Source organism: Vibrio sp. E150_011, from assembly GCF_053544015.1.
In genome coordinates, this window is the sequence record NZ_JBHFOL010000001.1 from 456765 (window position 1) to 475495 (window position 18731).

18 protein-coding genes are annotated in these 18731 nt (G+C 43.3%); 7 read left to right on the forward strand and 11 right to left on the reverse strand.

Annotated features, from left to right (window positions below; all coding sequences use genetic code 11):
• The first annotated feature begins 150 nt into the window (after window positions 1–150).
• From nagB to ACE1OE_RS01915, 3 genes are all read left to right on the forward strand, one after another.
• A complete protein-coding gene (nagB, locus tag ACE1OE_RS01905; RefSeq protein ID WP_372060182.1) occupies window positions 151–951 on the forward strand; it encodes a glucosamine-6-phosphate deaminase in 801 nt (266 codons plus the stop codon).
• A gap of 310 nt (window positions 952–1261) precedes the next feature.
• Window positions 1262–3406, forward strand: coding sequence for a DNA helicase RecQ (gene recQ, locus ACE1OE_RS01910; protein ID WP_449209905.1), 2145 nt, complete (start codon window positions 1262–1264; stop codon window positions 3404–3406).
• Window positions 3407–3639: 233 nt separating this feature from the next.
• Window positions 3640–4650: an acyltransferase gene (locus tag ACE1OE_RS01915; RefSeq protein WP_449209906.1), complete on the forward strand. Its 1011-nt coding sequence runs from the start codon at window positions 3640–3642 to the stop codon at window positions 4648–4650.
• Between the two features lie 55 nt (window positions 4651–4705).
• Here ACE1OE_RS01915 and ACE1OE_RS01920 read toward each other — a convergent pair whose 3' ends face one another.
• The 3 genes from ACE1OE_RS01920 to ACE1OE_RS01930 all read right to left on the reverse strand — a co-directional run bounded on the left by ACE1OE_RS01920 (window position 4706) and on the right by ACE1OE_RS01930 (window position 6574).
• Window positions 4706–5215 (reverse strand): RNA polymerase sigma factor, encoded by a 510-nt coding sequence (locus ACE1OE_RS01920; protein ID WP_449210102.1) that lies wholly within the window; start codon window positions 5213–5215, stop codon window positions 4706–4708.
• A gap of 117 nt (window positions 5216–5332) precedes the next feature.
• The gene (locus tag ACE1OE_RS01925) at window positions 5333–5566 is read right to left on the reverse strand and encodes a thioredoxin family protein (RefSeq protein WP_449209907.1); all 234 of its coding nucleotides are present in this window, start codon (window positions 5564–5566) and stop codon (window positions 5333–5335) included.
• A gap of 21 nt (window positions 5567–5587) precedes the next feature.
• A complete protein-coding gene (locus ACE1OE_RS01930; protein ID WP_449209908.1) occupies window positions 5588–6574 on the reverse strand; it encodes a permease in 987 nt (328 codons plus the stop codon).
• 496 nt (window positions 6575–7070) lie between these two features.
• On the opposite strand from ACE1OE_RS01930, the gene ACE1OE_RS01935 reads away from it, so the two are divergent.
• Both ACE1OE_RS01935 and ACE1OE_RS01940 read left to right on the forward strand, forming a co-directional pair.
• Window positions 7071–8558 (forward strand): SulP family inorganic anion transporter, encoded by a 1488-nt coding sequence (locus ACE1OE_RS01935; RefSeq protein ID WP_449209909.1) that lies wholly within the window; start codon window positions 7071–7073, stop codon window positions 8556–8558.
• Between the two features lie 11 nt (window positions 8559–8569).
• Window positions 8570–9415, forward strand: a complete 846-nt coding sequence (locus ACE1OE_RS01940) for a universal stress protein (protein ID WP_449209910.1) — start codon at window positions 8570–8572, stop codon at window positions 9413–9415.
• Window positions 9416–9857: 442 nt separating this feature from the next.
• Here ACE1OE_RS01940 and ACE1OE_RS01945 read toward each other — a convergent pair whose 3' ends face one another.
• The 3 genes from ACE1OE_RS01945 to ACE1OE_RS01955 form a co-directional block, all read right to left on the reverse strand.
• Complete coding sequence (locus ACE1OE_RS01945) at window positions 9858–11030, reverse strand: winged helix-turn-helix domain-containing protein (RefSeq protein WP_449209911.1); 1173 nt, start codon at window positions 11028–11030, stop codon at window positions 9858–9860.
• A 34-nt stretch (window positions 11031–11064) separates the two neighbouring features.
• Window positions 11065–11826 (reverse strand): metallophosphoesterase family protein, encoded by a 762-nt coding sequence (locus tag ACE1OE_RS01950; RefSeq protein WP_449209912.1) that lies wholly within the window; start codon window positions 11824–11826, stop codon window positions 11065–11067.
• Between the two features lie 63 nt (window positions 11827–11889).
• Window positions 11890–12159: a hypothetical protein gene (locus tag ACE1OE_RS01955; RefSeq protein WP_449209913.1), complete on the reverse strand. Its 270-nt coding sequence runs from the start codon at window positions 12157–12159 to the stop codon at window positions 11890–11892.
• A gap of 225 nt (window positions 12160–12384) precedes the next feature.
• Between ACE1OE_RS01955 and ACE1OE_RS01960 the strand changes: the two genes are divergently transcribed.
• Window positions 12385–12624: an RNA recognition motif domain-containing protein gene (locus ACE1OE_RS01960; RefSeq protein ID WP_102470423.1), complete on the forward strand. Its 240-nt coding sequence runs from the start codon at window positions 12385–12387 to the stop codon at window positions 12622–12624.
• 113 nt (window positions 12625–12737) lie between these two features.
• On the opposite strand, the gene ACE1OE_RS01965 is transcribed toward ACE1OE_RS01960, so the two are convergent.
• The 3 genes from ACE1OE_RS01965 to ACE1OE_RS01975 all read right to left on the reverse strand — a co-directional run bounded on the left by ACE1OE_RS01965 (window position 12738) and on the right by ACE1OE_RS01975 (window position 14427).
• Window positions 12738–13160 carry a GNAT family N-acetyltransferase gene (locus tag ACE1OE_RS01965; protein WP_449209914.1) on the reverse strand — a complete coding sequence of 141 codons (423 nt, stop codon included), beginning with the start codon at window positions 13158–13160 and terminating at the stop codon, window positions 12738–12740.
• A gap of 224 nt (window positions 13161–13384) precedes the next feature.
• Window positions 13385–13618: a hypothetical protein gene (locus ACE1OE_RS01970; protein WP_372060193.1), complete on the reverse strand. Its 234-nt coding sequence runs from the start codon at window positions 13616–13618 to the stop codon at window positions 13385–13387.
• A 503-nt stretch (window positions 13619–14121) separates the two neighbouring features.
• Entirely contained in the window at window positions 14122–14427 is a 306-nt protein-coding gene (locus tag ACE1OE_RS01975) for a hypothetical protein (RefSeq protein WP_449209915.1), read from the reverse strand.
• Window positions 14428–14700: 273 nt separating this feature from the next.
• Between ACE1OE_RS01975 and ACE1OE_RS01980 the strand changes: the two genes are divergently transcribed.
• A complete protein-coding gene (locus ACE1OE_RS01980) occupies window positions 14701–15576 on the forward strand; it encodes a radical SAM protein (RefSeq protein ID WP_449209916.1) in 876 nt (291 codons plus the stop codon).
• A gap of 177 nt (window positions 15577–15753) precedes the next feature.
• Here ACE1OE_RS01980 and ACE1OE_RS01985 read toward each other — a convergent pair whose 3' ends face one another.
• Entirely contained in the window at window positions 15754–16095 is a 342-nt protein-coding gene (locus ACE1OE_RS01985) for a hypothetical protein (protein ID WP_449209917.1), read from the reverse strand.
• A gap of 68 nt (window positions 16096–16163) precedes the next feature.
• Window positions 16164–18278: a methyl-accepting chemotaxis protein gene (locus ACE1OE_RS01990; protein ID WP_449209918.1), complete on the reverse strand. Its 2115-nt coding sequence runs from the start codon at window positions 18276–18278 to the stop codon at window positions 16164–16166.
• Window positions 18279–18731 lie beyond the last annotated feature (453 nt).

Here is an 18731-nt window from a genome sequence, read left to right on the forward strand (position 1 = left end):
TTACCAACCAATAAGAATTTCGTCACATTAGCGATCTTGATCAAGAAAAAACACAAAATTCACTGAAAAGTAATAGCCGACTCGAAAAACTTATTTTATAATGCGAATTAATGTTTCAGCACACACAAAATTTTCTATTAGGGGAAGACCATGAGACTTATTCCATTACAAAAAGCAGATCAAGTAGGTAAATGGGCAGCACGTCATATCGCTGAGCGCATTAACGCTTTCAAACCAACAGCAGACAAGCCATTTGTTCTTGGTTTACCTACTGGTGGCACGCCTCTATCAACTTATAAAGCATTGATTGCGCTTTATAATGCTGGCGAAGTGAGCTTCAAACACGTTGTGACCTTCAACATGGATGAGTACGTAGGAATCGATCCTAATCACCCAGAGTCATACCGTTCTTTCATGTACAACAACTTCTTCAACCACGTTGATGTACAAGAAGAAAACATTAACCTTCTTAACGGTCAAGCTGACGATATCGATGCGCACTGTGCGGCTTACGAAGAAAAAATGCGTTCATATGGTAAAATCAACCTATTCATGGGTGGCGTTGGCATCGATGGGCATATCGCGTTCAATGAACCAGGTTCTTCACTTGCTTCACGTACTCGTATCAAAACACTGACTGAAGATACTCGTATCGCAAACTCTCGTTTCTTCGACAACGATATCAGCCAGGTACCTAAGTACGCATTGACAATCGGCGTAGCGACTCTGCTTGATGCCGAAGAAGTGATGATCCTAACGCTTGGTCATAACAAAGCGGTTGCTCTGCAAATGGCAGTTGAAGGCTCTGTAAACCACATGTGGACAGTAACGGCACTTCAAATGCACCGTAAAGCCATCATCGTTGCAGATGAAGCGGCGCAACAAGAATTGAAAGTGAAGACAGTGAAATACTTCAACGAACTTGAAGTAGAAAACATCAAAGGTCTTTAATCACTTTTTGATACGGAGCTGAGGAACTTTTCCATCACTCCGTGTCTAAAAAAGTGCCACGTATTTAAAGGCGTGGTATGCGATGGAAACGCTCTGTATTCCAAAGCTCCGTAAATGTCGGGCTTACATGCCAAGCTAAGCCCGACACTCTTCCCGCTGTTACCCCCTCAACGACATAACCTCTTTTACTACTTTATCGACACTGAATCATCATGTTAACGCGAGTCATCGCAAACAAACTTTCACAGCGCTTGAAAACCGCGCGCCAGATTGCGAAACTTAACGTATCAACCTATTCCAATTGCCGACCATGACCCCAAAACAATTACTCAAATCCCTATTTGGTTATGATGATTTTCGTCATCAACAAGAAGCGATCATCGATGCATTAGTCTCAGGGCAAGATGTCATGACACTGATGCCAACCGGTGGCGGTAAATCGCTGTGTTATCAAATTCCGGCTATCCTTCGTGACGGTGTGGGGGTCGTCGTATCTCCGCTGATCGCACTGATGCAAGATCAAGTCGAGGCACTGCATCAGATTGGTGTGAAGGCAGCATACTTAAATTCATCCCTTAGCCCCTACGATCAACAAGCGGTTGAACAACAGGTGCGGATGGGTGAGATACAAATTTTATACGTCGCGCCAGAAAGATTACTTTTAGAGCGAACACTATCGCTTTTAGAACAAACTCATATTTCGTTGTTTGCCATCGATGAGGCGCACTGTGTCAGTCAATGGGGGCATGATTTCAGACCCGAGTATCAAAAGCTTAGTGTTCTAAAGGCACGTTTCCCAGCGGTTCCGCGAATCGCACTCACGGCAACAGCAGACCACCGCACTCGTGACGAGATCATTGAGCAGCTTGCCCTGCAAGATGCCCGCCTATTTGTACACAGTTTCGATAGACCAAACATCCAATACCAAGTCTCTGATTTGAGTAATGCCAAGCAAGAACTGTGGTCTTTAATTGAAACACATCATGCTAATGATGCTGGGGTCATCTATTGCCTCTCACGTAAAAAAGTGGAGGAAACAGCAAAATGGTTGAGTGATTTAGGCAAACAAGCGCTGCCTTATCACGCCGGCATGTCTAATGAACAACGAGCGCTTAATCAGCAACGCTTTTTGCGGGAAGATGGCATTATTATTGTCGCCACCATCGCATTCGGCATGGGGATAGATAAACCTGACGTTCGTTTTGTTGCTCACTTAAGCCTACCCAAAAGTATTGAAGCTTATTATCAAGAAACTGGACGTGCTGGGCGTGATGGTCTGCCAGCCAATGCCTGGATGGCGTTTGGTATGCAAGATATGGTGTTACAGCGCCAAATGGTACAAAACTCTGACGCATCAGAACAATTTAAATTTACCTCTATCCAAAAGCTCAACTCACTACTGGGCTACTGTGATCTCGCCACTTGTCGTCGACAATCCCTACTCGCCTATTTTGGCGAAACCCTAGAAGAGCCTTGTGGAAATTGTGACAACTGCCTGTCGCCACCAGACACTTGGGATGGCTTACAGGCAACACAAAAGGCGCTTTCTACAGTATTTAGAACCGAGCAACGCTTTGGCGCAAGTTATCTTATCAATATTCTTCTGGGCAAAAGTGATCAAAGAATTGAACAAAATCAACACAACACCTTGTCAACATTTGGTATTGGCACAGAGCTAAATGCGAAGCAATGGCAAGGTGTCTTTAGGCAGCTACTCGCGATGAATTTACTTGAGGTGCACGGTCAGCATGGCAGCCTACGGTTAACCGAAACCTGCCGTCCTTTTCTAAAAGGCCAGCAACCCATTCAGCTAAGAACGCTGCGAAGCGCATCTGCAAGTAAAAAGACGGCAAAAAAACACACGCGTTCAGGTTTATCACTTGCTGACACTAAGCAATTTAACGCCCTAAAAGAGGTGCGAGCAATGCTGGCATCCGAGCAACAAATCCCTGCGTATATGATTTGTCACGATGCGACATTAGAAGCCTTAGCGACGGAACGCCCTCTCGCATTGAGTGAGCTCACTCATATTTCAGGTTTTGGCGAGACAAAAATCAACAAGTACGGTCAACAGTTTATCTCTGTTATCACGCCTAAAACTGATGATGAGCCAGCACTTAGCGACACTGAGTTAGTGACATTAACAATGCTCAAGGAAGGCTCAAGTGCTGACGACATTGCTCAAACGCGTAATATTAAAATTGCGACGGTACTCGCCCATTTGGCCGTCGCGATTGAAACAGGTGCATGTAAACTCGAGCAGGTTATCGAATTACCCGATTCAGAGATGAACGCCATCAAAGAGCAAGCAATCACACTCAACACGCTTACAGAAAGAAAACTGAAGCCGCTCCATGAGCACTTCGAACAAAAGTATGACTACGCGGTATTAAAATGTGTATTAGCCCAAATGATTGCTGAATCACCAACGGCAAAGCCAGTCACGACGAATTAATAGTAACTGCGAAATAATCCATAGCAGTGAAATATCTTAACGCAGTGAAAGAACCTAGCGTGGCAAAATAAAGAGTACGCACCTATCAATACTAAGGCCGGTCACGCGGCCTTAGTATTGCGAAAGCCACTCAACAACACTTCCCCTGCATTATCGTCTAAGAAAACCCGCTTCCTTTCTCTATCTAGTCCACCTTTGGTGATAAACTTTGGAAAACTTTAGAGGATTTGTTTGTGTGGGCTGATAACTTACGTGTGTTTTCTGTATTCGCTGTTGTTTTATTGCACGTCGCTTCAGGCTTTGTCAGTGATATAGACATCATGAACCCGCTATATGGAAGCGGCAGTTGGTGGGCTGGCAACCTTTACGCGTCAATCACTATGTGGTGCATTCCCTTATTTGTGATGATTAGCGGATATTTTTTACTCAATAAAACTGAATCCAATGTCGTTTTTTTCAAAAAAAGAATCCGTAAAATTCTCATTCCGCTCGTGTTTTGGTCTTTATTTTATTCTCTTTGGGTACTAATAAAGTTCTACATGCGAGGCGATATGTCCATCGCGTATTTTACCGTTGCAAAAGGGTGGGCGCTCGGAGAGCCGTATTACCATCTTTGGTATCTTTTCATGATTCCATTCTTGTACCTGGTAACGCCACTCCTAAGAGTGATTATAAATTCGATCACAAGAAAAGAGTTCTTTCTTTTTATCAGCGTCAGCTTTGCTTTAGCCATGCTGTCTTCGCTTGCAAACATTGTTCTATTGTATTTTGATTTGAGTGCCAAAGTGAGCCTTTTCACCAATGACTTCTTAAATTACATAGGCTACTTTTGCTTAGGTGGATACATCGCAAAATATGACGTAAAGCCTAATAAAAATAGATGCTTAGCAATTTTTATTGCTGGCTTATTTTTAACGGCACTTGGTAGCTACTTTGTCACACATCTTTATTTCTATTCATATTTGAGTATCAATGTCGTTGCGGTATCTATTGCGTGTTTCTTCTTAGTTAAAGAGCATTTCAACTATGACCTGAAATTGAGTCAACTCACTCAATTGAGCTTTGGCATCTATCTGATTCATCCACTGTTTATTAAACTAATATCTTCTCAAGGCGAGGGATGGCTACTCGACAAAATGGACGTATCTGTTTACATACCTTTAGTGGCACTGTTGGCTTTTTTTCTCTCGTATCTATGCGCATTTCTGTTCAGTAAAGTCCGTTATTTGCGTCGGTGCATCTAGGCTCGGTCACAAGTAGACTACACCAAAAAAGCCGGTGGTCTGACAATCTCGTTCCTTATTCTCTAAGACGTTTAAAGCTGCATACTCTATGGTCATCTTGTTTAACCTGACACTCATTAATCAGCTTTTCTTTCAATTCAAAACGCGCACGGCGCAAGCGAGCCTTGGCAGCAGGAAGACTCAAACCATTCTTTTCAGCATATTCTCTTTGCGTGAGGCCATTTAAGTCACACGCCTCAATAATGTGTCTATCTGGTGGTGTTAGCTCAGGCAGAAGGCGCGGTAGGCAAGTTTGCAGCTGAGTCATGACAGGTAACACCGTATCGGGAGCCGCAAGATCCCCAATATCTTCATTATTAATTTTACGACGAAAACGATCAATAAGGTGATTTTTGGTTACCCTAAACAACCACGATTGACTGTCTTCCAGAGTACAAAAACGCTCACTATTGGACATTGCCTTTAAGAAAACATCTTGCATGATGTCTTCAGTATCATACTGACTTTGAGTCTGTTTCATTAACCAGCCATAAAGCATTGGCTCTGTTTCTTGCCATGCCTTCATTAAACATTTCATCGGCCCCCCCCCTTAGTAAGACACCGCCCTACCATTTAGCTAGGCAGTACGATGCTTACTCTGAATAAATAAATCAGCATTAATAACCATTGCGATTAGATTGTTTTAAGCCAGTATTTCTCGCACTTTTTCAACACTAGGCACTGAACCCGTATGCCTTACGACACCATCGATACCAATCCCAGGTGTACTCACAATACCGGCCTCCATAATCGCCTGTAAACTCGTCACTTTTTGCACGTCAACCTGCTGACCAAGATCATTAGCGACTTGCGCAATACGCTGCGCGGTTATTGTGCAATTTTTACAACCAGAACCATAAACTTGTACAATTTTCATTATAACCTCCGTTAAACTCATTTAGTAATAGGCATTGAACAGCCATCCTGTGATAGAAATAGCGATAAACAGGTACCCCACGATCACCACGAGTAATCGATATTGCATGACCTGCTTTAGCATAATAAATTCAGGCACACTTACGGCTACGGCCCCCATACAAAAAGCCAATGTGGTACCCAGCGGCATGCCTTTATCAATCAATGACGCCATAATAGGAACAACGCCCGATGCGTTGGTGTAGATAGGAATGGCACTTAATGTCGCTAGGGGCACTGTCCACCATTGACCATTGGCGAGGTTTTGTTCAAACCATTGCGCGGGCACAAATCCATGTATAAATGCACCTAAACCAACGCCAATAATCACCCACTTCCAGATACGCTTCACAATGCTGCTCGTTTCATTTACTGCAAAGTCGTGGCGAGTCTTATAAGTCATCACTGCGACGTCAAGCTCAGGCGATGTGGTCTCTCCCGGATGCTCATCTTGTTGATACGCTTTCGCCAGAAACGGTTGTAGCCATCGATGGGCTCGACACATATCCAACACGTAACCCGCCAACACCCCTAATACCATACCGATCGCGACGTACATTAGCGTAAATTTAATGCCGAGGATGCTGCCAAGCATGATAACGACGACTTCATTGATAAGCGGTGACGTAATAAGAAACGCAATAGTGACACCAATCGGGATACGCGCTGAAACAAACCCCATAAACAGAGGAATGGAGCTACAAGAACAAAATGGGGTGACGGCGCCAAAAAACGAACCAAGTAAATACCCAACACCACGATGCTGCCCTTTTAAATAGTCACGTACTTTTTCTACACTTAGACTCGCACGTAGATAGGAGATGACATAGATAAGGCATACCAAAAGCACCAGTATTTTGCTGGTATCTTCAATAAAAAAATGGACTCCGGCCCAGAGAGGGACATCAGGTTTTAGTCCGAAAAGAGTGTACGTAAACCAATCCGCTAATTTGGTGAACACTTCAAACATCGTTTTGCCTTCAAAATAGTCATCACTACAGACAACACGTTTGAATCTCCCAAAGGATACATTATTTCTAAGTTTTTCTTGGTGGGTTACGATCAGGGATATTACGACAGGAGATCGGTCGATTTATCGGGAGAAGGAAACATAGAATGTAGAACCGTCAGAATATGACAAGACCAATCACCGTATTTACAATCATCCTCACTTAGCAAACTATCATTGCCTTTGAAAAAACATTGCCGTATAGTCGCCACGTCAATAATGTAAGAGGATGTTAACAACCGTGTCAATTACGCCGCCTTAACCGCTCCATCCCCCATAGCTCTCATTGCTAATCTAAGCACAATACTAATCTCTAGTATCTTGCTCACTCTTTGCGCTTGTTAATTATTTGCCTTTTTTAGGCTACTTTTCCGCGCCAAAATTTTATCAAAAGAAGCACAAGATGCACTCCAGATCTTCCTCTGGTGCGTTTTCCTGTGCAAAAATTGAGAATTCAATGTTAAAAAACTTCAAACTTGATTGGATGTCTAACGTCCGTGGCGACTTACTCGCAGGCATCGTTGTTGCCCTAGCGTTAATCCCAGAAGCCATCGCTTTTTCCATTATTGCTGGTGTTGACCCTAAAATTGGGCTTTATGCTTCCTTTAGTATTTCCGTTGTTATCGCCTTTACTGGCGCGCGCTCTGGAATGATATCCGCAGCGACAGGGGCAATGGCCCTATTAATGGTGACGCTAGTCAAAGAACATGGCCTAGAGTACTTGCTTGCTGTCACTGTATTGACTGGCGTGCTGCAGATCGTGGCGGGTTACTTAAAACTCGGTAGCTTAATGCGCTTCGTCTCCCGCTCCGTGGTCACCGGTTTCGTGAATGCCTTGGCCATTTTGATTTTCATGGCTCAATTACCTGAGCTAACTCACGTCACCTGGCATGTCTACGCGATGACGACCGCAGGTCTTGGTATTATTTACCTTTTCCCTTACGTGCCTATCATTGGCAAAGTCATTCCATCCCCGTTAATCTGTATTATCACTTTAACGGTGGTCACCATCGCTTTTGGTATTGATGTACGTACTGTCGGTGACATGGGCAACTTACCTGACACCTTGCCTATCTTCCTTTGGCCAGATGTCCCTCTAAATCTAGAAACATTATTGATTATCTTCCCATATGCGATCGCACTTTCTGTGGTCGGTTTGTTGGAATCAATGATGACTGCCACTATTGTCGATGATCTCACTGATACGAGCAGCGACAAGAACCAAGAATGTAAAGGCCAAGGCATTGCTAATATTTTTACTGGTTTCCTAGGCGGGATGGCCGGATGTGCCATGATTGGTCAATCCATGATCAACATAAAATCAGGAGGACGCGGACGGTTATCGACCCTATCAGCCGGTGTATTTTTATTAATCATGGTCGTTTTCCTCGGCCCATGGCTAAAACAAATCCCAATGGCAGCGCTTGTCGCCGTCATGATCATGGTCGCTATTGGCACCTTCTCATGGCGCTCAGTTACCGATCTAAAAAAACACCCTCTATCAACCAATATTGTTATGTTGTCGACAGTTTGTATTGTCGTTGCAACACATAATCTAGCCATTGGTGTTCTTGTCGGCGTATTACTCGCATCCTTGTTTTTTGCCAATAAAATCAGCCGAATGATGGTAATAAAAAATCATAAGACTGAAGATACAGTTCGAGAATATAAGGTTATTGGGCAAATATTTTTTGCTTCTTCCGATAAGTTTATTGAGTCCTTTGACTTTAAGGAAGTGATACAAACCGTCACCATCGATCTATCAGCCGCTCACTTTTGGGATGTCACCTCAGTATCGGCATTAGATAAGGTTGTCGTGAAGTTTCGCCGTGAAGGAACTCACGTCAATCTCATTGGTATGAATCAAGCCACCACGACTATCGTCGACAAATTTGGTGTGCACGATAAACCAGAAGAAGTTGAAAAATTACTGGCTGGACATTAGAGGAGACAAAAATGAAAAACGTAATTGCTTGTATTAATGGAATTAGTCCTACTCTCTCGACCTGCAAAGCCAGCGCTTGGGTCGCGAAAACCATTGATGCACCACTAATTCTGTTTAACGCCATTGATAAAACGACACGCCCCGTTCCCAGCGAACTATCGGGGCAAATAGGCTTAGGCAGCCAAGAGGAACTGCTCGCAGAACTGGCGGAACTTGACGAAGCTCGCAGCAAGATAATGCTTAGACATAGCAATAAATTACTTGAAGATGCGACAGCATGGGCGTCCAATGAAGGTGTGGTTAATGTCAGTAAACTACAACGTCACGGCAGTCTCTTAGACAATCTCTTGGATCTAGAAGACGAGCTTCGAGTCCTTGTCATTGCTAAATCTGAGCAAGAGAATGAGAATGTTAGCGCCATCGGCTCTCAGCTCGAAAGCGTGATTCGCTCAATCAAAGCTCATATCTTAGTGGTCAGCAACAAATTTCAACGTCCAGATTCGTACCTTATTGCTTTTGACGGCAGTCCAATTAGTGAAAAGATCATTGCAAAAGCCATCAGTACACCCTTGCTCAAAGGGCTAGATTGTCATTTAGTCATGGTTGATGATTCAGGCAAAAAAAGCGCGGCGTTTGAACAAGCGCTCAGCGAACTGCAACGAGTCGGGATTAACGTACAAGAAGCGATACTCGAAGGCCCCATAGACCAAGCACTCCTCGATTATCAGCAACAACACCAGGTCGGTATGATGGTGATGGGTGCTTACGGGCACACTAAACTCAGGCAGTTTTTTGTTGGGAGCAATACAACGCAAGTACTGGCAAACAGTCGGGTGCCTTTGCTGTTAATTCGTTAGTTCATCGATGAGTTCAAGGGTTGGTTATGATGACGGTGATAGTTTTATGCTTCCCCGTCAGCATAACAACAACAGTTCGGTGACAAATACACAGACTCTTATCAATATAAACAAGCTAATCGAATATACCGCTATCTATGAGCTATATGTATAAACAGCTAACACCACCAAAGATGAAAACTTAGTTTGTAACTTTGACGCGACGTATACCCCTTTAGTCGAGTTCTCCCCATTACGGGAAATCGCTATGATCTCAGCGTTACTATCAAGTACCCAAATCCTAAAAAACAACCAGAAACTCAGCCCTCTGGTTTTGATTACTATCTTTGTATTTCGCAGCGCTCTCCCGCTGCGTTTTTTTTATCACTCTTGTCGATCACTAGATACTGTTCTGTTCTCGTTACCCTCTAGGTATGCACTCTTCTTACATCGTACTACTCATTTAGGTAACACGGAGAATCTTAAACGACTCACAACCATTAAAATTCGCAAACTGTTGCAGCTCTGCTTCTAATGCCGACATGAATTTATCCATTTTTCGTAATTTAGCTTCAACGAATAAATGACGAACTTCTAGCGTCATCGTGGTTCGATTGGCCTTACAATCCATCCTCGCCACCAGCTCACCATTCCACAACACGGGTAAACAAAAATAACCAAACTGTCTTTTTGCTTCTGGCACATAGCACTCGAGTAGATAATCAAAATCAAACAACGCTTTCGTTCGCTTTCGTTGAATTAATGCATTATCAAATGGCGACAGTATCGCCGCTTTCGAGCGTGAAAGTGGGTATTTTAGCCGCTCTAACGCCTCAGGAAACATCACGTACTGATCACCTTTGATGTTTACGCTGACCAACCTTCTGTCTTCAAGCATCTCGTTGATGACCACATTTACGACTGGCTTTATTCCTTTCAACAGGTATGTCATTTCCGATAACCGCCCAATGCCATTCGCCGTTAGGTATTGGGTGAGTAAGAACTGGGCATACTCTCGGTCAGTCGGTACTCGAGTATCAATAGCTGAAGGAAGCACGCGCTCGGTAAGGTCATACACCTTATGAAAATTACGGCGCTCCGTAATCATTAAATCCCCCTGCATAAACAAGCATTCCAGTGCCCGCTTTGCCGGTTTAGTGCCCCAGCCTTTATTTTTATAACCACTGCCTTCAAAATCTTTTGCTAGCAATGGCCCCTCAGTTTTGATTCTGCTGTGAACTTGATCCATTAACGCTACGTCACTTTGGTACCAATGACGTTGACTGCCATTCTTAAATGCCCGCTTACGAAATAGAGTGAATCGATAATCTTTCATTGGTAAGTATGCGGCCGCATGAGCCCAATACTCGAAGATTTTTCGCTCGTGGGTAAGCTGGTCTAGATGAGTAGGTTGATAGCCTCTATTTCGGGACCACAACGTATGATGGTGCGCACGTTGTACTACAGAGATCGTATCGATCTGAATATACCCGAGCTGCTCGATCACCGTCAGTGTGGCTTCACTTGCTTTGTTTTCTTTACGTGCTTTACTTCGCTGCGATTTTGCTGGTAATAACTGGGACAGGAGTACGAGTTTTTTTGCCTCTGACGGTGACAGTGTTTGTAAATTGGTCAATTGAGCTCCTCATACTGCTTTAGCTGGCGATGCATTACTCTTCGGCTAAACATCGCCCAGTCGTTAAGAAATGGACCCAATCATCTCTGTGTCGAGCACTGGCTGCTTTTGCCGCCTCACCAACATCATAGGGTACTTTATAAAATTCGGGCTGCCACGAGCCATCAAAGCTTTGAGCCACTACTGTATATGACGCCATCGCAGAATACGTTTCCATTCGATGTGGCAAAGGCGCATCGTCTTCATAAGCTGGCAGGCCCACACTTCCTGGATTAATAACCATCTGCCCTGTTGAAAGTTGTACACTCCGAGGTATATGAGTATGACCGCACAACACAATAGGTGCGCTCACATGACCTAATAATTCAATAATATTTTTATCTTCTCTAACCTTGGCACACCCAGAACTGACCTCTTCAAGAAGATAGACCAAATCATCAGAAGGGGTACCATGGCAAGCATAAATATCATCATTAATGTGGCAGTCGAAAGGAAGTTGGCGCATCCACTCTAAGGGCTCTTCCCCCAGTTCTTGCAAAATAAACTGCATGGTTGGGTTGGACTCTATTTCAGCGTGAGTAGCTTGGTAGATTTGTCTATCTTGATTACCGCAGATCGTGACGGCATTCAACGATTGCAAAAAGTCATAGGTGGCTCTTGGCGCGATGGGACCATATAGAATATCCCCCAAGTTGATAAAATCGCTCACGCCTTTTGATTTAGCATGAGCGACTACCGCCTTAAGAGCGTGTACATTACTATGGATATCCGACATGACGGCGATTTTTTTCAACACGTGATCCTTGTGTTATTAAACAATGGTTAATAGACAATGTTAAAGGCAAGAGTTGTCGTTCGCTTAGCCTTCATCTGAATGACTAAATAGACGGCTCACTTTATGCCCACACGCAAAACTGACCACCGCAATGGTCACAAATGTCATCGCAGCATAAGCATATCCAACAAACGTTGAGACACCAAATCCCCACACAAAACTAAACACAAGTCCATGAAAAGCTTCAGGGATCCACTGATAGATAGAGAACTTCGAACCTTCTACAATAAATAAGACACTCAAAAATAAAGCAATCAAGGCAAAAAGCGCACCAACAATATTATGACGATTCATAGTCACATGACACCCATTAAAATCTATGTTTAGGCACACAGTCTACTCTCACAAAACCTATTGCTCAAAAACAACTTAACACGCGCAATAAATATTCTAGCAACGGCTTTGCCGTCAATCTGAACATCAATTGATGACAAAATACAATTAGCGCCATTAATCTCTTGGTTTGCACTCGTGAACCTGAGACAATCCCACTTGGAATTCCAATATCAACGGTTCATTATGAAACTTTTAGTTCGCAACCTCGCGCGCACAACCACTGAACATGAAATCCGTGTTCTATTTTCAGCTCATGGCTCGGTCGGTGAATGTACACTCGTACTTGACCAAGAAACGGGCCAATCGAAGGGCTTTGCATTTGTTGACATGCCGAATGACGACGAGGCGAAAGTAGCCATTTCTACTTTGAACCTGACTGACGTTGCTAAGAGCAAGATTCGAGTTAAGCGCGCTGAAGGTTAATTTTCACGCACGGTAAGCAAGTCTCGAAATACGCACCTCAAAGCACGTTAAAAAAGCCAGTCATTCACATGAACTGGCTTTTTTAATCGCCCATGGCCATTAAAATGAGGCATTTATGACGACAGTGTTTTCGTCATAAAGTAGCGCTCGCTAGTGGATATAGGGTGTTGACGTAAGGTCATTTCTACCTGATACCCATGACGCTCATAAAACGGCCTTGCTTGAAAACTAAATGTATCGAGAAGACTGGAGTGACAGTTATGCTCTAATGCAAACTGCTCAGCTTGGCGAAGTAACTCGCTACCAATACCCTGTCCTTTAGATTGGCTATCTACCCACAGGAACTTAATACTCAGCCACTGCCCTAAGATCTCGCCAGTGAGTCCACCTGACTTTGTGCCGTCAGCGTAATAAGTGAAGCAAGCAAAATCGGTAAAAAACACCTCTCCTAGCTTTGATAAATTGTGTTGTATCACCCCGTCACGGATATCTTCCACATCTTGCGCGGATGGGTTAGTCGTGATCGTAATATCCATAAGTATTCCTTCTGCAACCAACTTAGCTGCCGCTTTAAAAACGTGAATCTCACTATACTGCACGTTTTTCTATGAACAAACTCAGGCACTATTATTTCAGAGAATTGTTTGGCGACCTATTCGGTGTTCGAAAGTGATATGCGATAAAAGATTCGTTAAAAACATACATCCTCTACCATGGCTGCAAACCAAGCTGCAAACAAAGCTCGTAATTAATGATTTACTTATTTTTTATCTGCACACACTAGGATTTGCTTCGTCTTAGCATCCATCAAGCAATCGGTTGAGTTGCCAGACTTATCTGTCCGTTGAATTTCTACCATGGCGCCTGCACTTGTTACTAAGTGACGTGCCTCCAGAGGGGTATCTTTATGCTTAATGCTCGATGTTTTTAGAGTAGAAAGGGGCTTATTCACAGGCGAACTTGCTGCATACACGTCAATAAATGGTGTACTCACTATCAATACCGTCAGCATCCACACACTGTACTTTGATCGCCGACGCACGAATAAGCCGTTTTTCATGACGTGATAGCAGAAGGCGTTACCTAATGATATAAGTAAATAACATCTCGATAAGTGAGATACTCGCAATAGAGGGGCTGGGCTGTGCGGAGCCCGATAACGTTCAAAGGTGTCAGACATAATTTCGCTCTGGGTTGCCGTTTGAAGTCCTTTAATCGTTTGTCTCCGTGACCAAACAGACCGTAACATTCTCTACCAATAAAGCAAAAACACGAACTATCGATAAATAGCATACGTTCCCGTCATAAAGGCTTGACGATTTATTCAGAAACCCTACGGTGGACACCTTTGTGCTAACTAAAAAGACGGTCAACATTGGATTGATTTTGGTAATCAGCACACTCCATTATGATTCTCACAGGCAGCACGGTATTCATCAAAATTCCACATGCGATATTTAACTGACACTGCGTCTTAAGGTGTTGAAAAAACTATCCTTATACAGGCTCAAACAAACGTCGTGATGATGGTAGAAGCTCATCAACCTTTATTCGCTCAGCATCGATAAGTAGGTAGCCTTTACCTCCAGCCGCATTTTCTATACGTGTGATAACGACTTGCCCTTTAAACCCAATACTCACCAAGCGAGCAATAAGTTGCTCAGGGGCTTGTTCAAATACCACACTCAGAAAAGGTAAGTGCTCATCAGACACGGTCCCTGTCTGATTAAAAATATCCATCGCCTTCGCTAGGTGTTCACTATCAGTAAATTCGATAATTTCGACAATCTGTTCAAACAACATTCGCTTTCAATTCCATTTTATTCAAATAGTTACGTTATAGTCATAGATGGTAACCCATTATGCACATAAGGTTAAATGCATTACGGAAATATACTCGAGCGACACTTACAAACCCTACGCTCGTTATAAAACACTCCGCCTCACAACACCTTCACTCTACTACCACCATTATCAATATTTTCTAAAAACTGATTCATTAATAGTGATTATTATCAATTTTTTGTCCTTTGCTACACTGCGCTGGTCAACTCAACATCTAGCTTAGGAACACTTATGCATTACGAAGGTAAAATTTATCGTCCTTGGATCGAAGCAGAGAGTATTCTCATCCAAACCACACTCGGATGTAGCAATAACCAATGCACCTTCTGCACGATGTTTGACGATAAAAGGTTTAAAGTTCGCGATATTAAGGACATTTTTCTTGATATTGAAGAAGCCAGAACCCTCTACCCATACGTTGAATCCATCTTTCTGATCGACGGGAACGTCATGGCGATCAGAACCGAAATGCTGATTGCTATCCTTGATAAGATCAAAACAACGTTTCCAGAGATTAAAAACATTTCGTTATATTCAGGATTTAACGACTTTCGCCGCAAAAGTTTATCGGAATTAAAAGAAATTCATTCTGCTGGCATAACAATGGCTTACTCAGGGCTCGAATCTGGAGACCCAACCGTATTGAAGCGCATCAAAAAGAAGATGACGCGTGAACATGCAATTGAAGGTATGGCGCTGGCCAGAGACGCTAACATCAAAGTACTTGCTTCATTTATCTTTGGATTAGGCGGTAAAGAACGCTCAGTAGAACACGCTGTAAATACGACAAGCTTGCTGAATATTATGCAGCCAGATGCCATCGCTCCCATGGCCTTAGCCATACAACCTGGATCTGAGCTTGAAAGAGAAGTCGCGCGTGGTGAGTTTACTTTACCGACGCCTTTACAAATTCTAGAAGAAGAAAAATATCTACTAGAAAACATGAATGGGTTTGATTGTTATTATTGGGGTGACCACGGCAACAATATCTCCCCCATGCGTGGCATGTTGCCGGCGGCACGTGATACCTTTCTAGGTCGCATCAATCAGAATATTGCGATGAATCCTATCACCAAAGAAAATGTCATTCAGACCTTTGCCTGGTAGCGGATGGTCACATTAGCAGTCCACCTGCCAGATAACCGATACCACTCATAATCGATATCATTAGCCTATCGATTATGAGTAACAATAAAAGCCCCGAGCAAATCAATGAGCGGGGCTAGATTTTTCTTTTATTTCTTACCGTTAGTGCTTAGTTGCTCAACCGCACTTTCCACATCACTATTTATACCAATAACCAGACAAATCGGCATTTGAGGGCGTTATATACAAGACATCCCCTTGTTGATTTAATGTATGACCTTCCACCATACTCATTGTCGCTTTAGCAAAGCACGCGCCAGCTTGAAATTGGATCTCGGTTCCACTCATTACACTGGCTTCTTGCGTGCAGTGGCCTAATTCCAAATGAATAACTTCTGCATTACGGCTCAGTGTCATCACTGAGCCTAAACGGTTCTCAAAATGGCCATCCAAATCAGCGATGGGCAGTACATTGGGGTCCAACGCACGCCCCGTAAACACTGAGAGTAAGGCAAATTGTTTTCTAATTTTAAATGACATAGTACTCCTTCACTACGCCACCTAAAATAATCGTTAAATATGACAGAAACATGAACTTCTGTAAGCAATTATGACACTTCGAAGCGCCCTACAAGCTGGTCGAGTCTTGAGATCGCATTTTGCATTAATGCGGTACGGCGTGCCAATTGTTGTGATTGTCCTTGAAGTGAGTCTGTCGAGTGAGCGGCTTTTTCAGCGGTTGTCGCATTGCTCGCACTCATGCTGGCCAGATCAGTAATCACTTCAAAGAGTGAGTTCACAGAGCTCTGAAGGTGATCATTTTTTGGGGAAGCGTCAACAATTTGGGAGCGACTCTCTACATTCGATATGCCTTGTCGCATCGTTCCTACGGCTTTTTCTGACTGCTGACGTAACTTATCCATCAACTGCCCAATATCTTGTGCCGCATGGGCGGTTCTGTTCGCTAACACTCGAACCTCATCCGCCACAACAGAAAACCCTCGACCATGCTCTCCCGCTCGCGCTGCTTCAATCGCCGCATTTAACGCCAGTAAATTGGTTTGTGCCGTAATATCCGTAATAAGGGTGACGATATCGCCAATCTTTTCCATTTCAGTATTCACATCGTTCACACTAATCGCCGACGATTGGACTATCGATTTAATGGACTCGGCGTTGTCTCTGGCTTTCTCATATTCATTTTGCGCATGTTCAACCGAGTCTTGCATCAGACCGTGCATTTCGTGCGCATTATCATTAGCAGATTGTATTTCATGCCCTTGCTTACCCGATAAATCGAGTAGTTGAGCAATAGAATGTGCCGTTTCATCACTTGAATTCGACAATCGCTGACTGCAACGAAACATCGACTCGGAGACCTTATTCACCTCGCGACTGGCATAAACGAGCTCCGATACCACGGTCTCAAGGTTATCAATGAAACTGTTGGTCCAACGCCCTAGATCTCCGGTCTCATCCGATTTAAATTTTGTCGCATCAAGCCGCTGCGTTAAGTTACCATCCCCTTCCGCCAATACCTTCATCACACCGGTCATCTGCTCTAAGCTTCTTGCCAATGGTTTGGCGGTCAACTGTTGAAACAATACTGTCATCAACATTGCAAACACCAAAGAAACACCAGCACTCAGTGCTGCAGACCAAGACAAGAAGTGTTGAAGTATTAAAGGCAGCGAAGTGATAAGAAGTGCAGACATAAAGAACCGAGACGTTAATCGTCTGGAAAGCGAACGATGTCGATGCACTTCTTCTAAATCAGACTCACACATCATTCCCCACCTATCGGGAGAGCCCGCTAGCGTAAACGTCACGCCTTTTCCTATCACCGGGATATGTCGGTAATCGGAATACCCCGGATACGCCACATACACATTACTACCATGCCGAATCGTTTCTCTCACTCCAGGATGAAGCTGGTTGGTTGCGGGGTCATTAAACATAACTTCGAATTCAGTATGGTGCTTGATTTTCACCGTGCCCCATTCCGTCGAAATGCCTTGTTTCAGGTTCTCTCCGTGGGAAAAGGTATTATCTTCAAATCGTGAACGAGAAAGTGCCGTACCCTGAGGAATAGAGGCATCGAATTTGGCATCAACCATAAAAAGATAATTATCACCCGATTCACTGTAAATATGCCCAGCTTCACGTTGGATTATGTCGCCAAGCACATCGTTCGGTACTCGGCCACATAATATACGTTGTTCACCATCATTGGTCAGTAAAGGCTGGTAGAACATGAGCGTAACCGCATCATGAAACTTAGACGATGAGGGACCTATTTTCAGTGTTAAGGCGTCCACATATGGACCATGTAAAAAGTTTTTTTGTCGACCTAATTCCAGCGCTTTTCTTTCGGTAACGCGGGTATTTATATGTGCTCGATACGTTGAGTGACTAACACTATCTGCCGCATCAACAATAAAAAGCTCGGAAAAGTCTCGACCACGTTCCAGCAATAACCCCAACGCTTCTGAATATTCATTGTCTGGTTTGGAAGACAGATAAAAAGCCGCATCCTCTAGAAAACGCCATTGATTCTTCGCCCACGTAGTAAGAAGCTTTACCCGCGTCTCGGCAATACTTTCAAACGTCTTTTCTAATTCAACAATTCGATTCCGGTTCGCAAAACACGATGCCTTCATTGCTATTTTTCCGGCTTGTCCAAACCACGGCAACCAATGCTTTTCTGAATGAGTCAGATCCATCTCAAATCCTTTTGATTCTATTTTATTGATTACATAGCAATTTTTATACCTGTTCATAAAAATAGAGAATAACTAGAAAAGAGAGGTGGTCTAAGTCATTAACGGCATAACGACGGTTACACGGAGGAAAATTGCACCAAAGTAGTTCATATAGGGCACCATTCTGTCATTGTCGATGATACCACTCGTTATGGCATATACTTACTTATCTATAAGAAGAATGGAGTTCTTTGATTTTCTCAAATAAAGAGCCAAGGCTATTTTTGATAATATAAGACATTGTGGTTTCTTCTATGTCTCACTTCTCGTAACAACCAACTAGCTACCATGTAAAAAACCCACATCTATTAATCTTAATTAATTAGAAGACTCGGCAACAAAACAAAGGAAATCGCAATAAGCAATATATTATTTTAATTATTTTTCACTCACGAGATATACGACACAAAATCG